General features: G+C 62.8%; 10 protein-coding genes. 9 read left to right on the forward strand and 1 reads right to left on the reverse strand.

Annotation, left to right across the window (positions count from 1 at the left end):
* The first annotated feature begins 118 nt into the window (after positions 1–118).
* The 9 genes from B5G16_RS11345 to B5G16_RS11385 are packed head-to-tail and all read left to right on the forward strand — an operon-like array spanning position 119 to position 16045.
* The gene (locus B5G16_RS11345; RefSeq protein WP_239406092.1) at positions 119–1993 is read left to right on the forward strand and encodes a hypothetical protein; all 1875 of its coding nucleotides are present in this window, start codon (positions 119–121) and stop codon (positions 1991–1993) included.
* Positions 1994–1995: 2 nt separating this feature from the next.
* Positions 1996–3858: an alpha-1,3-galactosidase-related protein gene (locus B5G16_RS11350; protein WP_087263927.1), complete on the forward strand. Its 1863-nt coding sequence runs from the start codon at positions 1996–1998 to the stop codon at positions 3856–3858.
* Positions 3859–3889: 31 nt separating this feature from the next.
* Positions 3890–4999 carry a glycoside hydrolase family 43 protein gene (locus B5G16_RS11355; protein WP_204228097.1) on the forward strand — a complete coding sequence of 370 codons (1110 nt, stop codon included), beginning with the start codon at positions 3890–3892 and terminating at the stop codon, positions 4997–4999.
* 54 nt (positions 5000–5053) lie between these two features.
* Positions 5054–8131 carry a SusC/RagA family TonB-linked outer membrane protein gene (locus B5G16_RS11360; RefSeq protein ID WP_087263930.1) on the forward strand — a complete coding sequence of 1026 codons (3078 nt, stop codon included), beginning with the start codon at positions 5054–5056 and terminating at the stop codon, positions 8129–8131.
* 12 nt (positions 8132–8143) lie between these two features.
* Entirely contained in the window at positions 8144–9754 is a 1611-nt protein-coding gene (locus B5G16_RS11365) for a RagB/SusD family nutrient uptake outer membrane protein (protein WP_087263932.1), read from the forward strand.
* A gap of 18 nt (positions 9755–9772) precedes the next feature.
* The gene (locus tag B5G16_RS11370) at positions 9773–10888 is read left to right on the forward strand and encodes a fibrobacter succinogenes major paralogous domain-containing protein (protein WP_087263934.1); all 1116 of its coding nucleotides are present in this window, start codon (positions 9773–9775) and stop codon (positions 10886–10888) included.
* A gap of 26 nt (positions 10889–10914) precedes the next feature.
* Positions 10915–12612 carry a xylose ABC transporter gene (locus tag B5G16_RS11375; protein ID WP_239406093.1) on the forward strand — a complete coding sequence of 566 codons (1698 nt, stop codon included), beginning with the start codon at positions 10915–10917 and terminating at the stop codon, positions 12610–12612.
* A gap of 15 nt (positions 12613–12627) precedes the next feature.
* Positions 12628–14775 carry a SusE domain-containing protein gene (locus tag B5G16_RS11380; protein ID WP_087263939.1) on the forward strand — a complete coding sequence of 716 codons (2148 nt, stop codon included), beginning with the start codon at positions 12628–12630 and terminating at the stop codon, positions 14773–14775.
* Between the two features lie 58 nt (positions 14776–14833).
* Positions 14834–16045, forward strand: coding sequence for a GDSL-type esterase/lipase family protein (locus B5G16_RS11385; protein ID WP_087263941.1), 1212 nt, complete (start codon positions 14834–14836; stop codon positions 16043–16045).
* Between the two features lie 151 nt (positions 16046–16196).
* Here B5G16_RS11385 and B5G16_RS11390 read toward each other — a convergent pair whose 3' ends face one another.
* Positions 16197–17237, reverse strand: a complete 1041-nt coding sequence (locus B5G16_RS11390) for an alcohol dehydrogenase (protein ID WP_087263943.1) — start codon at positions 17235–17237, stop codon at positions 16197–16199.
* Positions 17238–17308: the final 71 nt, after the last annotated feature.

Below are 17308 nucleotides of genomic sequence, written 5' to 3' on the forward strand. Positions count from 1 at the left end.
GTTCAAAACGCACCGCCGAACAAACTCCTAACCGAAGCCGCAATCTTTCTAAACACCGGGATAGCATGAGCCGCCGGAGTTCTTTTAATTTTGTTACAAACAAAACCCCAACCAGACCATGAATTCCACACAGCGCACCCTTCTTTGCTCGCTGCTCCTGCTGTCGGCCGGACTCTTCGGCCGATGTCCGCACGCCACGGCCGGCAACGCTGGCCGGCGGATCGTCCGCGTCGCCGACTACGGGTTGCAACCCGGCACGGGCGAGAACGCGCTTCCGATCATCCGGAAGATCCTCGACGAACACTGCAACGACAAGGCATTGCAGATCCGGTTCGCACCGGGGCGCTACGACTTCTTCCCCGATCCGCAGAGACAGGCCGCCGGGCAACCCACCACGGCGCTGAACCTCGAACGGATGCGGAACATCGAAATCGACGGGCAGGGCTGCGACTGGATCTTCCACGGGCTGATGAAGCCCCTGCGGCTCATGGAGTCCCGGAACGTCACGATCCGGAACCTGCGGATCGACTGGCAGCACCCCTACAACTCGCAGGCTACGATCATCCGGGCCACGGATACCTATCTTGATATGGAGATCGACACGCTCCGCTATCCCTACGCCGTACAGGGCGATTCGCTCGTCTTCATCGGCGAATACGGCATCCAGCGCATCGTTCCCGAATACGCCAATCTCTACGACGGAACGACCCGCGAACTGGTTTATCAGACACGCGACGTACCGCTGGGTCGGGAGATGTTCCGAGCCCGGGTCTCCGACCTCGGAGGCAACCGCGTGCGGTTCCACTGCCGCCCGGCCATGAAGCCCGATTCCGGAACGGTCATCGTCTTCCACCACGGACGCTACATCGTCAACGGCATCGAGATCTTCGACAGCGAGCAGGTCCGCATCGAGGAGGTCACCATCCACCATACGTTGAGCTGCGGCGTCTCCGGCGTCCGCTCGCACGACATCGCGATGATCGGACTCGACATCGTGGCCGACGAGCGTGCCGGACGGATGTTCAGCACCATTGCCGACGCCACCCATTTCATCGGCTGTACGGGAACGATCCGCTTCGACGGCTGCACGGTCAGCGGTTCGGGCGACGACTTCACCAACGTCCACGGCATGTACGCCCCGGTTACGGAGGTCTGCGACGAACACACCGTGCGGATCGCCCCCACGGGCCGCGACTCGGGGTTCCGCCCCGGCGAACGGGTCTGGGCGCTCGACACGGCCACCATGCAGCGCAGCCGCCCGCTGACGGCCGCCGGCACAACTCCGATCGAGGGATCGCACGACTATCTCCTGCACTTCAAGGAGCCCGTCGCCGGGCGGATCGCAGCGGGGCACATTCTGGAAAACGCCTCGCTCTGCCCGAAGCTGATCGTCCGCAACTGCCGGATGCTCAAACAGAACCGAGGACGGTCGATACTGGTGACAACCCCCGCCAAAGTACGCATCGAGCACAACTATTTCCGTTCGGCCGGCGCCGCCGTGCTGATCGAAGGCGATACGGAGCTGTGGTTCGAATCCGGCGCCGTCGGGAATGTGGTCATCCGCGACAACCTCTTCGAGGACTGCTACACCTCGGGCAACAACCTGATCGACGCACCGTGGGGCTGGGGCGAGGGTGTCATCTCGATCTCGCCCTCCTTCCGGCCGGCAGACGAGACGACCCCTGCCTACCACCGCAACATCCGCATCAAACGCAACACGTTCCGCCATTTCGACTACGCCGTGCTGTTCGCCCGTTCGGTCGAGGGGCTGACCTTCTCGCGGAACACGCTGGAACGGACCCGCACGTTCAAGCCCTTCTACCGTCCCTGGAACCTCTGTTTGGACGGCTGCCGCAAAGTCCGGATCGGCCGCAACCGGTTGAGTCCCGACTTCCCGGGACGCAACATCCGCATCGACCACATGCGTGCCTCGGAGATCATACAGCCCGGGGCCCGAACCTTCGAAATCTTCCACAAACAAACCGACCGATAACCATGAAAACGATATTTTTGCATCTCGCAGCCCTTTTCGGCCTCCTGTTTCAGGGGTGCGGCGGGCAACACGTGCGGCAGATCACCGTCCCGCTCGACGGACGCACGGACTACACCTCCGTCATCCGCGAAATCCTCCGGGAGCATCCGCAGGGCGGGATCCGGCTGGAATTCGAATCCGGCGTCTACGACTTCTACCCCGAAGAGGCCGAAGAGCGCTTCCTCCGGGTCTCGAACAACGACAACGGAACCAAACGCATCGCCTTCGTGCTGAACGGCATGCGCCGGGTCGCCATCTGCGGCAACGGTACCGAATTCCGCTTCCACGGAGCGATCGTTCCCTTCTACATCGCCGACTGCGAGGAGGTAACGCTCCGCGGCCTGACGTTCGACTACGACCTCCCGTTCGTGCTGGAAGGGCGCGTGATCGCCCGGCATCCCGAAATCCGGGGCGTCGATCTGAAAATCACCAGCGGGAATCCCGTCCGGGTTGTCGACGGTGTCCTGCACTTCTCCGGATACGACTGGGAGCGCACCCAGGGCGACAACATCGTCTTCGATCCCGAGACCCGCGCCCCCTACTACAACACGGCCCGCTTCCTGCACCCCTACTGGAAGGGGCGGTTGAAGGCCGAAATGCCCGGCAAGGATACGGTGCGGCTCTTCGGGTTCCTCTCGCCGGAGCTCCCGCCCGTGGGCTCCATCTTCGCCGACAAGGGCCCGTTCCGCGAAAACCGCCACTGCCCGGGAATCGTCGTGCACGCCACGCGCGGCCTGACCATCGAGCGGACCGTCATCCACGCCTCGGGCGCCATGGCACTGATCTGCGAAAATTCGGAGGAGATCACGCTCAACGGCTTCGACGTCCGCCTGCGGGAGGGTTCCGGTCGCTTCATCTCCGCATCGGCCGACGCCACCCACTTCGTCAACTGCCGCGGCACGATCCGCTTCGACGGCTGTCTCTTCGAGAATATGCTCGACGATGCGACGAACGTTCACGGGACCTATCTGCGCGTCGACTCGATCCGCGGAGGACGGCTCCTGACGGCCCGTTTCGGGCACGTCCAGCAGCAGGGATTCGACTTCGCACGCAAGGGCGACACGCTGCGGCTCATCGACCGCATCTCGCTCCGCCCGCAGTGCACCTTCGTAGCGGAAGAGGCCCGGCCGCTCGACGACGAAACCTGGGAGATCCGCTCCGCCGCCGAACTTCCCGACTCGCTGCCCGAGCTCCTCGCTGTCGAGAACCCCTGCCACATGCCCGCCGTCGTGATGCGCCGCTGCACGGTGCGCAACAACCGCGCCCGCAGCATCCTGATCTCCACACCGGGCCGGGTCGTCATCGAGGACAACTATTTCTCGTCGATGATGGCCGGCGTACTGATCGCCGGTGACGCCAACTCCTGGTTCGAGTCGGGCAGCGTGCGCGACGTGCTCATCCGCAACAACACCTTCGTCAACTTCGGTACCGGCGGCGAAAATCCCCAGTCGGTACTGCAAATATCCCCCGAAATCCCGACCGCGGGCCGCAACGGCGACTTCCGCTACCACGGACGTATTGTATTCACCGGCAATACGGTCCGCACCTTCGATTCGCAGGTCATCTACGCATTGAGCGTCGACCGGCTGGAAATCACCGGCAACCGCTTCATCCAGAGCCGGGACTATCCGCCGATCTTCGACGGGCTCTCCTACATCGACCTGCAATACTGCCGGGAGGCCGACATCTCGGGCAACCGCTTCGAGGGCGACCGCACGGTCGAGGTCAGCGCCGTGGCCTGCGACACGGTCCGGCTGGATCCCCGTCAGGCAGGATTCGCACTCGCCGTGGTGAACAAGCCCAACACCTTCTTCTACAAGCAATAAGAAACCACTTGAAAACACGAACGCCATGCGCATGAACAGATTCACGGCACTCCTCGCAACACTTCTCCTGCTCGGAGGGTGCTCGCGTCCGGAATTCCGCCCCGGAGCGGTCTGGACCGACACCGACGGCGCCGTCATCAACGCCCACGGAGGCGGCATCCTCTACGACGGCGGCCGCTACTACTGGTTCGGCGAGCACAAGGTCGAAGGTACGGCCGGAAACCTCGCCCAGGTCGGCGTCCATTGCTATTCGTCGACGAACCTCTACGACTGGCAGGATGAAGGCATCGTCCTGCCGGTGGAGCCCGAAGGCTCCGGAAGCCCCATCGAGAAGGGCTGTATCCTCGAACGCCCCAAGGTCATCCGCAACGCCCGGACCGGGCAGTATGTCATGTGGTTCCACCTCGAACCGAAAGGGGCCGGGTATACGGGTGCGATGAGCGGCGTGGCGGTCAGCGACCGCCCGACGGGTCCATACCGGTTTCTGAAAGCCGTGCGGCCCAACGCCGGGCACTACCCGATGAACGCCCTGCCGCAGCACGCCGGCCCCAGCCGCGCCGAAGGAATGCGGTTCGACGGCGGCAGCCTGCCCGAACATCCCGACTCGCTGAACATCGTCGGGCGCGACATGGCCGGCGGACAGATGGCCCGCGACATGACACTCTTCGTCGACGATGACGGCCGCGCCTACCACATCTATTCGTCCGAGGAGAACAGCACGCTCCACATCGCCGAACTCTCCGACGACTACCTCTCGCACAGCGGCCGCTATGCCCGCTTCTTCGTCGGGAGGTTCATGGAGGCCCCCGCCATCGTCAAGCACGACGGCCGCTACTGGATGATGATGTCCGGCTGCACGGGCTGGGCTCCCAATGCCGCCCGGTCGGCCGTGGCAGACTCGATCTGGGGCCCGTGGACCGAGTGCGGGAACCCCTGCTCCGGACCGCTGGCCGAAACGACCTACGACTCGCAGAGCACCTTCCTGTTCACCGTCGCCGGCACCGACCGCTGCATCTACATGGGCGACCGCTGGAACCCCGAAAATGCCGCCGACGGACGCTATGTCTGGCTTCCCGTCCGGTTCGACGGAGACCGTTTCCGCGTCGAGTGGCACGACCGCTGGCGCTGGGAAGAGGAATGATCCACCCAAAAAACAGAATATGAGCAAAATTTACCAATCTAAAACCAATCGAAAATGAAGAAATTCAGCTATTCCAAACACCTGCGTTTGTGGCTCGCGACACTGGCTGGATGTTTCATCCTGGCCGCGCATGCACAACCCGGCGCGGAGGTCCGCATCCAGGGCAAGGTGACGGACAAACAGCTCAACCCCATCGTCGGCGTCGTCGTGGCCGTGCAGGAGCAGCAGGCCGGCACCACGACCGCATCGGACGGCTCCTTCTCGATCCTGGCCCGGATCGGCGAGACGCTGGAAGTCTCCTACCTCGGGTACAAGAAACAGCAGTTCAAGGTGACCCGGGCCCTCACCGGTCTGGACATCATCCTCGAGGAGGATGCCCTCTCCCTGGACGACGTCGTGGTCGTCGGATACGGCTCGACCAGCAAGGAGAAACTCACCGGCGCCATCGCCACCGTCTCGACCTCCGACTTCAAGAACCGCCCGATCACCGACGTCTCCCTCGCCCTGCAAGGCAAGGTTACCGGCGTACAGGTGACGCAGACCTCCGGACAGCCCGGCGCTGACAGCGGTACGATCACCGTGCGCGGTATCGGCACGCTCAACGACTCGTCGCCGCTGATCATCATCGACGGCTTCGAATCCTCGTTCGACAAGGTGGACCCGAAGGACATCGAGTCGATCTCGGTGCTCAAAGACGCCGCATCGGCCGCCATCTATGGCAACAAGGCCGCCAACGGCGTCATCCTGATCACCACGAAAAAGGGGCGCTCGGGGCAGCTCTCGGTCGAATACAACGGCTATGTCTCCGTCCAGCAGGTGACCCGTTATCCCGAGCTCCTCGGGGCGGTCGACTACATGACGCTCTACAACGAGGCGTGCCTCAACTCGGGACAGCAGCTCCGGTACAGCCAGAGCTACATCGACCATTTCGACGGCAGCGATCCGGCACTCTACCCCGACCGCGACTGGGCGGACTTCTACTTCAAGCCCGCCGTGATGCACAACCACTACATCAAACTCACCGGAGGTTCCGAACAGCTGGCCTACACGCTGTCGATGGGTTATCTCGGGCAGGACGGCATCCTCGAAGGGACGGAGTTCGACAAGTACAGCTTCCGCATGAACGCTTCGAGCTCGCTGCTGAACGACCGGCTGAAAATCTCGACCAACATCGCCGGCTATTCGGGCGTCCGGACCGACCTCGTGGACGGCACCGGGAACACGCTCTACCGGATCGTCGCCATGACCCCGATGGTCAACGCCAGGATGGAGGGATACGGATGGACCGACTGGTTCTACGACGACGCCGCACGCGAAGCCGGCGGATACAACCAGACCGACATCGGGAATTTCAGCGGCAACATCAACATCCAGCTCTCGTTGCTGAAAAACCTCAAACTGGAAGGGGCCGTAAACTTCGACCGGACGACCGAAACCGGACAGATCTACGCCCCGGACGTCGAACTCTATACGGTCTTCACCGGCGCCGACGGATCGCAGACCATCGGCGAAAGCAACTCCCGCGAATCGTCGATCACCGAGTCGACCTACCGATACGGGAATCTGTCCAGCTATGTGACCCTCTCCTACTGGGCCACGGCCGGCGAACACCACCATTTCAAGGCAATGGCCGGATGGCAGCAGGGACAGTGGAACAACAAGTACTACAAGGCTTCGCGCACGCGCCTGACGACCAACCTCCCGTCGCTCGAAGTCGGCGACCCCGCGACGCAGAAGAATTCCAGCTGGGAGACCGAGGTGACGAGCCTCTCCCTGTTCGGACGTTTCAACTACGACTACAAGGAGAAGTACCTCTTCGAGGCCAACGTCCGCTACGACGGATCATCGAAATTCGCCGCCGGGCACAAGTGGGGTCTCTTTCCCTCGTTCTCGGCCGGATGGCGCATCTCCGAGGAGAAGTTCATGCAGGACGTCCGCTGGATCGACGAACTGAAACTCCGCGCATCGTGGGGGCAACTCGGCAACGAGAAGATTTGGAGCTCCTACGCCGGCATCGACATCCTCTCGATCGGCTCGTGCAACTACATCTGGGAGAACCAGCAGGTCACCGGAGCCGCCACCTCCTACATCGCCAACAAGGACCTGACCTGGGAGACCACCACGCAATACAACGTCGGAGTCGATTTCCGCCTCTTCGGATCGCTCTCCTTCACCGGCGACTTCTACGTCAAGGAGACCGACGACATCCTGATGCAGCTCCCCGTCTCGGGCATCTTCGGATTCACCGAGGACCCGTGGAAGAATGCCGGACGCATGCGCAACGTCGGCTGCGAGTTCGCCCTCGCCTACAACAAGACCTTCCGCGAATGGGAGTTCTCGGCCGGGGCCAGCATCTCGTTCAACCGCAACGAGATCCTCGACCTGAAAGGCCAGAGCCCGATCCTCAACTCCACGACGGGCATTCTCCTCGAGGAGGGGCGGCCCATCAACACCCTCTACGGATACGCCGTCGAAGGCATCTACCAGAGCGACGAGGAGATACACAACCATCTGCAAACGTTCGACCGCGACGGAAATCCCGTGAACTCCTACTCGGGGCTGATCGCCGCACCCGGCGACATCCGCTTCAAGGACCAGAACGGCGACGGCATCATCGACATGGACCACGACCGCGTCGCGCTGGGTGATCCCAATCCCGACTTCCTCTATTCGTTCAACCTCGGGGCCCGCTGGAAGGGACTCGACGTCACGGCCTTCTTCCAGGGCGTCTACGGCGGCGAGGGTTGGAGTTCCGGCGAGCTCGTGTCGCCCTTCTTCAACGGATACAACTCCGCGGCGTGGATGACCAAGCGCTGGACCCCCGAAAAACCGAACAACACCTACCAGCGGGTCTACATCGACAGCCAGCGCGCTGCGATCAAGTCGGCATACTACGTCGAAGATCTCTCCTACCTGCGGCTGAAAAACTTCGAGATCGGCTACACCTTCCCCAGGGAGTGGCTCGCGAAGATCCGCATCTCGGGGCTGCGCGTCTTCGTCAGCGGGCAGAACCTCTTCACGCTCACCCGCTACAAGGGTTTCGATCCGGAACGCGCCGGCGTCAACGCCACCAACATCTACGACTATCCGCTGGTCCGCACCTTCACGGCCGGACTCAACGTCACTTTTTAAGCCTTTCCGACCATGAAAAACCTGAATACATTCAAGATGTTCGCCCTGACGCTGCTGCTCGGCGTCGCGGGCGGTTGCAGCGGGTATCTCGACACGATTCCCGTGGACAAGTCCTCGCCCAACACCTTCCTCAAAGGCATCGAACAGGCCAAAAGCATGCTCGCCGGCATCTACTACTGCTTCTACGACGACTCCCCGGCCTACATCACGCCCTACACCTACGAGAACATGTGCGACAACTCCTACAACCACCACACCTGGGAGTTCAGCGCCGAATTCGCACAGGGCACGCAGACCGCCGCCAGCTGGTGGGCCGAACTCAAATGGACCAAGGACTGGCAGGCCATTTCCCGGGCCAATGCACTGATCCGATCGATGGCCCTGGCGTCGGGCATCAGCGAGACGGACAGCCGGAAGATCCTGGCCGAAGCCCGGTTCCTCCGCGCCTGGTTCTATTTCGATCTGGTTCGTTTCTACGGCCGTGTGCCGCTCGTCGACGAAAACTCCCCGCAGGAGAACGCACCCCGCGAAGATCTCGACAAGGTGCTGGCCTTCATCAAGGAGGATGTGAAGTACGCCGTCACCTATCTCGACAACATTCTCGGAGGCGAGGTGGCCTGCCAGGGTTCGGCGCAGATGCTCAAACTCCAAATCGCCCAGTACGAGTACGACCACGAGACGGTCATCGAATGCGCCAGGGCCATCCAGGCGCTGGGATATGACCTCTACGGCGATTTCCGCAAACTGTTCCTCGACGAGGGCATCAACGACCCGGCGAACCGGGAGGTGATCTTCAAGGTCAACTACGCCGAGGATCTCCAATCGAGCTACATGACCCAGCTGTGGTACAACTGGTTCTCGTTCAACACAACCCTCGAAATGGTCAACAGCTTCTTCACGGCCAACGGACTGCCCGTCAAACCGCTCGAAGCCGACAACGGAGGCTCGATTCCGGCCGACCCGACCTACGATGAGGATCATCCGTTCGACAACCGCGACCCGCGGCTGAAACTCTCCGTCCTCTGCCCCGGCGACGAGTACCGCTGCGACGGAACCTCCCGCTACCAGGCCCACTGGCAGCCCGCCAACTGGGACAACAAGACCGGGTTCGCCGCCAAGAAGGGCGCCAACGAAACGCTGCTGAATCTCGACAACGACGGCGGCGACAAGATCCTGATGCGCTACGGCGAGGTGCTGCTGGCGTGGGCCGAGGCCGAGAACGAGCTGAACGGTCCGGCAGGCGTCTACGAGCTGATCGACCCGCTGCGCCGGCGCGTCGGCATGATCACGCTCACGGAGTCGCTGCCCAACCTCACGAAGGAGACCATGCGGGAGCTGATCCGCAACGAACGCCGCGTGGAACTCTTCCACGAAGGGCAGCGCTGGCACGACATCCGCCGCTGGAAGATCGCCGAAAAGGTAATGACCGACGCCCACGGACTCGACGTCTCCCAACTCCAATACTACCCCGTGAGCGGCGAACCGACGCCCTACTGGCAGTATGTCGAAGTGGTCGTCGACAAGCGCTCCTTCAACAAGGACCGCGACTACCTGTGGCCCATTCCGCTCAAAGAGCTGAATGCCAACCCGCTGATCCGCAACGACCAGAACCCAGGCTACTAATCCACAATCCGAACAGACATGAAAAAACTTGCAACATACTGCATTCCGTTCGCTGCGGCGCTCACCCTGGCGGCGACCTCCTGCGAACAGAAGGTCGATTATGTCAATCCGACCTGGGCCCGCGCCATCTCGCCCGCCGAAGGCGCGACGCTGAAAATCGACTTCTTCAAACCCGACGACAAACAGGTCTTCACCTGGGAGGTACGGCCCGGTGCCACGTACCGGATCTCGTTCGATGTGAACATGTACTTCGAGAACGCCGTCACCTTCGACATGGGGAACAAGGATTCGCTCGTGCTGACCAATGCCGAGACGCTCGACATGCTGCGCGAGATATGGCCCGACTTCTCGGGCAACAAGCGCTTCTTCTGGCGCGTCGAGCAGACCCGCAACGGCGAGGTCCGCAGCGTCTGGCGCCATTTCAGCGCCATTCCGCTCGTCGAGAGCTTCACCGACCCCCGCGACAACCAGACCTACGGGGCCTGCCAGTTCATTCTCAACGACGGTTCGCTGATGACCATCATGTCGGAAAACCTCCGCGCCACGACCTACGCCGACGGGGAGCCGCTGCCCGACGAGGCCAAGACCGCCATGGGCGACGGCTATTGCAGCGATCCGCTCTATGTGCAGAAGGTCGGACGCTACTACACGTGGGCTGCCGCAACACGCATGACCTGGGACGAGGCCAAGGCCGCCTACGAAGCCGGCGAGCCGGTTCAGGGCGTCTGCCCCGAAGGGTGGCACCTGCCGTCGATCGACGAATTCAACGCCCTGCGCGAATACCTCGGGGCCGACACGGGCGCCGATGCCGTGAAGGATCCCTCCTACTGGCCGACGACGGCCTCCATCACGAACAGCGCCAAGATGAACATCGTGGTGTCGGGATTCTACTGGCACGAGGGGCTCACGTTCCTCACCGACCCGACCTTCACGGCCCGCTTCTGGAGCTCGACGCCCCGGCTGGCGGGCATGCAGTTCGCCTACGGCGACACGGCATCGGCCGACGACCCGACGAAAGCCGTACTGCTGTCGATCTACGACGACGCCTCGTCGCTCAACATCCAGTCGTACAGCGTCGTCCCGACCGTCGAGAACCACATGTATCCCATCCGCTGCGTGATGGACCCGATGTAATCCGCTAAATCCGAAAAAAAATGAAAATGTACACCATCATAATCGCGGCGCTGCTGGGCATCAGCCAGCTGGCCGCCTGCCAGAAAGAGGAGACCTGGAAAAACGAAAACGACAAGGGCGGCGTCTCCTACCCGCACCGCTATTACATCGACCCCGAAAACGGAGCCTACTACAATACAGGGCACTCCCCGGAACAGGCCTGGGAGAGCGTGGACCGCATCATGGAACAGCCCTGGAAGGCCGGTGACACGATCCTCATCAAACGGGGTACGGTCTACAACGGCACGCTCACGCTCCGCGGCAGCGGAACGGCCGAAGCGCCGATCGTCCTCGGATCCTACGGCGACGAAAGCCTGCCGCTGCCCGAAATCGCAGGCGGCGGAAGCTACGAGACCATTCTGATCCGCAACGTGCAGTACTGGGTGTTGCAGGATCTGAAAATCACCAACAAGGGGGATGAACCCCGGGCCAAGATCGCCGGCATCCGGATCGAGGCTGACAACATCGAGGGCGGCGTGATGAACCACATCCACATCCGCCGGTGCGAAATCGCCGACGTCTACGGCACGAAAACCCACCACAACGAAGGCGGCGGTTCGGGCATCTTCTACTACAACGTCATCGGAGGCGCGAACCCCTCGTCGTTCAACGACCTGGTGGTCGAGGACTGCCGCATCGTCAACTGCCAGCGGGACGGTCTGACGGGCTATCTGGCCACCGGCGACCGCACCCAGCGCAAGGCCAACACGGGATTCGTCTTCCGGCGCAACGTCTTCGAGGGGATTCCCGGCGACCAGATCATCGTGAACGGCTGCGACGACGCGCTGGTCGAATACAACATCGTCCGCAACTGCGCTCCGGGCGACTTCGCCGATGAAAGCATCCCGAACCGCATGGAGGCCGCCGCAGCGCTGTGGTGCATCCACAGCGACGGAACCGTCTTCCGCTACAACATCGTGCAGGACCACAAGGCCACGTGGGACGGACAGGCTTTCGACTGCGACCAGAACTGCCGCAACACGCTCTTCGAATACAACATCTCCTACAACAACGTCGGCGGATGGCTGATGCTGTGCCCCAGCGACGTCTCCTTCGACAAGAACTACGTCTCGCAGGAGGGGACCGTCGTGCGCTACAACGTCAGCATCAACGACGGCACGCGCGATTACGTGAAGGGCAACGGACAGACCCTTTCGTCGACGATCGACGTCGTGGGGCGCGTCGGATCGTGCCACTTCTACAACAACACGATCATCAAGACCCGTTCGGCCGCAACCCATGCGGACAATACGGCCATCACGTTCGACAGCTACACGAACATTCCCGGCTCGCTGCTCTTCACCAACAACATCTTCTACAACACGACCGCCACGGCCAACCCTTTCACGAAGGTCGGAACCGGGGAGTTCATCGACAATCAGGGGCTGATCCTGCGCAACAACTGCATCTGCGGCTACCAGGAGGGGACCATCCCCGGGAGCGGCGAGCACAACACGGCCAACATCCCGACCGACCCGGCATTCGTCCGTCTGATCGAGGAGTTCTCGTCCAACGACAACCTCGTCGACCGGGAGGAGATCCTCGAAGGACTGCGCCTGGCAACGGGTTCGCCCTGCATCGGTGCCGGGATCGAGATTCCCGAGGATCCGATCTTCCCGTTCTCCACGGACTTCTGGGGCGAGCCTCTCGGCGAAGCCCGCAACATCGGAGCCTACAACCATTAAAAAACACCTTCGACCATGTACAGACTCATTCGAAATATCGCGATCGCGGCTCTGTTCATCAGTGCGCTGTGGGCATCGAGCTGCAACAAGGAGAACGATTTCTACGAAGTCGGACGGCAGCCGGTCTCCCTGACCCGGCCCCAGGCCGACACGGTGATCATCCTCGACTACGAACACCCCGATTCGCTCTTCACCTTCGCGTGGAGTTCGCGGCGGCACTTCATCAACTACAAACTGCATTTCGGACTGGACGAGGCCTTCACGACCTCCTGCGAACAGGATCCCGGCGTGAGCGAGTCGTGGAAACTGACGACCATGCAGCTGGACTCCGTATTGAGCTCCATGAAGGTCGGGATCGGCGAGACGGTCCGTCTCTACTGGACCGTGACGGTCGTGGATCCGACGGTCGGCTGGTGCGACGAGGTCCGGCAGCTGACCATCACGCGCTGCGATCTCCCCACGGGGCTGATCCTGCTCACAAGTCCCGAAAACGAGGCTGAAATCCTCCTCGACAAGAAGACCCCCGAGGCCGAAGTCGCCTTCTCGTGGGAATGCGCCTCGACGGTCCCCGACTACAAGCTGCTGTTGAGCCTCGACCCGCTCTTCCCCGAGGAGGGAACCCTGTCGACGGAGTGCGGAAGCGAGACGTCGCACACCTTCACCACGCAGGAGATGGACGCATGGCTCGCGGCCGGCGGAGTCGAAAAGAACACCGCGGCCACGGTCTACTGGAAGGTGACGGGCACGGGCGACCTGAACAACCCGATCGAGAACAGCTCGGTCCGCGAAGTCTCGATCCGCCGGGTGACGAAGGATCCGGTGGCGCTGACGCTCGTTGCGCCCGAAGCCGACGGCGAGGTGCTGCTCGATGCGGATCTGGCCGAGGAGAGCGTCCGCTTCGAGTGGTCGTGCGACACGACCGGCGTCGACTACACCCTGCGTCTCTACGACGCGGAGTTCGAGAAGGAGGCGACGTTCGAAACAGGTGAGGAGTGTCGTTTCGAGATTTCGCAGAGCGATCTGGACCTGCTGCTGGAACAGACCTTCGGCATGGTGGCCTCCCAGAAGAAAAAGTTCGTCTGGAATGTGGTTCCGAGCGACCCGGAGCGCGCCACGGCCGAGGAGGAGGGACAAACGGTATTCATCCGCCGGTTCGAGGCCGTGACGGCAGCCGATCCCATCACGCTCACCGGGGGTCCGGCCGACGGTGCGGAATACCAGCTCAACTACGGCAGCCGGGACGAAGTGCTGGCGACGGCCGCCTGGGAGTGCAACGCCCGCAACGTCACCTATGCTCTCGAATACAGCCTCGACGCCGAGATGAATGCCCCGAAGATGCATCCGCTGACGACCGGGAAGTCCGTGGAGATGACCCACGCGCTGCTGGACGAACTGCTCTCCGATCTGGGCGGCGCCTACCTCACCCGCACGATCTACTGGCGCATCACCTCGACGGTCAACATCAAGACGACGCCGTCCGAAATCCGTTCGCTCCGGCTCACCGGCATGCTGCGTCCCTACACGGACCTGCGCGATCCGGAGAATCCGGAGGTATACGAGGTCGTGAAGATCGGCGAGGACTTCTGGATGGCCGAAAACCTGCGGGCCATGAAGTACAGCGACGGAACGGCCTTCACGACCGTCGACGAGATCTACGGAAATCCCGCGGCCAAGAGCTACACCGATGCGCTGATCGACGATCCGAAGATCCGCGGCGTCTATTACAGCTGGCCGACGGCCCTGCGGACCTACGACGAGGCGACCGATGCCGAAGACACCCGGATGCAGGGCGTATGTCCCGACGGATGGCACGTATCGACGATGCAGGAGTGGCGGGCCTTGCAGACGGCTGCGGGCAGCGACGCCACCCGGATCAAGTCGGCACAATACTGGACCGGGAACACCGGCACGAACGAACTCGGATTGAACATCGTTCCGGCGGGCAAGTTCTGGCATGGCAACGTCGGGGCTCCGGACAATGCCGTGGACAAGGCAAGCTTCTGGACCACGACCAAGGCCGACGCCACGACGGCACAGATGTTCGAGGTATTCGGATGGAGCAACGAAATCCTACCGTGGCAGTTCAACTCGCGTCCGTGGAGCGAAGGCGACGGTACGGCATCCATGCTGGTCAACGTCCGTTGTGTCCGCGACCGCGATTAGCCGGCACGGAGGCCGGGCGGAACGGTTCCGCCCGGCCTCCCTTTTACGCACAGGAATCATGAAACGTCTGCTGTTTTTCATGCTGACAGCCTGGAGTCTGCTTGCCGCGGGCGACGCCCTTGCGGCCCGACCGGTCGTGGGATTCCTCACGAACGGAGAGGGGAGCCGCATCGACTGGGAAGCACGACTTCCGGAATACGACGTCACGGAAGCCGGTGAAGGGCAGTTTCTCCTCTCCCAGCAGCACTGGGATCTGGACCGCCGCCTGCTGGACCGTCGGCCGGATGGGTGCATTCTCCATGCGGGCCTGCCGGAGATCCTCCTCGGGCAGCCGCTGCCGCGTATTCTGGAAGCCTTCCGTTCGGTCTGCATGCGGCTCGACACGACGGGCATCCGGCCGGTGCTGCTCCTGACAACGCCGGTTTCGGCCGCACATCCCGCCGTAAATGCCCGGATCCGGCAACTCAACGACACCCTGCGATCGTGGGCCGCCGGACAGGGAATCGACTGGCTCGACCCTACGGATCGGCTCTGCGAGAAGGGCACGCTCGCCCCGGCATATACCTCCGACGGAATGATGCTCAACGCCGCCGGGCAGGAGATCCTCGTCGTCGAAGTGCGGGATTTCCTCCGGACGATGTACGGCGACGGAGCAAGGCCTCCGGCGACAGCCTGCACAGCCCTCGCCGACGGGGTTGTCCGCCGCATCCTGGCGGCATCGCCCCGGGAGGTGCGGATCGTCCTGCTGGGAGACTCCCTGACAGCCAACGGCGGGGACTGGAATCCCCGTCTCGGACGCCACGATGTCCGCAATGCCGGGCAGGGCGGCTTTCTGACCGGGCAGATGCGCTGGCTGCTGGACACCTGCGTGCTGGCGGCCCGGCCCGCGATCTGCTTCGTGCTGGGCGGCATCAACGATCTGTTCAACGATATCCCGCCGGAGAGGATCCTCGCCAACCAGCAGCGGATCGTTACCCGGCTGCGGGAGGCCGGGATCAAACCCGTCGTCCAGTCGGTGCTCCTCGTGCACGGCAATGCAGCGCTCAATGCCCGTATCCGGAGCCTCAACACCGACCTTGCGGCGTGGTGCGCGGAACAGGGAATCGACTGGCTCGACCTGAACCGCGGACTGACGGACGACAACGGTCTGAAAGCCCGATACACCACCGACGGAACCCATCTCACGGAGGAGGGGTATGGGATCTGGTCCGGAGTACTGCGACAATACCTTGCCACCCAAAAACCCGGAGCGACGAAATCCCGGAGATAAGAAACGGCTCCCGACGCACCTCCCTTTCGCAACGGAGACCCCGGAATTCGGCACCGGAAGCTTCCGGGCCATCGTGTTCTGAACATAAAAAACTCCGGGAAAGGTCTCCGGAGACTGCGGAAGCGGAGCCTGCACGGGCTCCGCTTCCAAGTTATTCGTCGGCGCGGATCGCCACCTTGATGACCCCGTCGCGCCGATGCTCGAACAGTTCGTAGGCCGCCCCGATGCGACTCAACGGGAAGCGGTGCGTGATGAGCGGCGTCGTATCCAGAAGCCCCGCCCCGATCAGGCGCAGAAGCTCCGCACAGTCGCAGCCGTCTACCCCGCCCGTCTTGAAGGTGAGGTTCTTGCCGTACATCTCCGGCAGCGGAAGCGTCTGCGGCCGGTCGTAGAGCGCCACGGCCGTCACGATCGCATTCGGACGCGCGCACATCCACGCCATCCGGAACGTATCCTCACCGCCCGCCACCTCCACGACACGGTCGGCACCGCCATGATCGCTGTGCGCCGCCACGAACTCCCGGCACGCCGCAGGATCCGTCACCAGCACCTCCGGGCAGTGCTCCCGGACGAAGCGCCGCCGTTCGGGCGAGGCCTCGCAGACGATGATCCGCTTCGGGTGCCGCAGCCGCACGCAGAGCAGCGTGCAGATCCCCGTCGGCCCCGCCCCGAGGATCAGCACCGTGTCCTCCTCCGTGATCTCGGAGATCCGCGCCGCCCAGAACCCCGTCGCCAGAATGTCGCCCACGAAGAGCGCCTGCTCGTCGCTCACCCCCTCCGGGATGCGGTTCAGCCCCTGATCGGCGTGCGGAACCCGCACGTATTCGGCCTGTCCGCCGTCGATGCGGCATCCCAGCGCCCAGCCGCCCTGCGGATCCGTACAGTTGTTCACGTAGCCGTGCCGGCAGAAGAAACACTCCCCGCAGAAGGTCTCCACGTTGACCGTCACGCGGTCGCCCGGGCGGACCGTCGACACGGCGCTCCCGATCGTCTCGACCACCCCCACCATCTCGTGCCCCACCGTCACGCCCGGAACGGCCCGCGGAACGCTGCCGTGTTTGATGTGCAGGTCGCTGGTGCAGATACTCCCCAGCGTGACGCGGACCAGCGCATCGCGCGGATCCAGCAATTCGGGTTTCGGTTTTTCGCGCAGTTCGATGCGTCCGGGTCCGAGATAGGTGCAGGCAAGCATGGTTTCAAGTGTTTTCGTACGACAAAGATAACCATTCCGCCGAAAAAACGGTCCGCCGCCGGAGCAATCCG

It is taken from the genome of Alistipes sp. An66 (genome assembly GCF_002161445.1).
Classification (GTDB): Bacteria; Bacteroidota; Bacteroidia; order Bacteroidales; family Rikenellaceae; genus Alistipes; species Alistipes cottocaccae.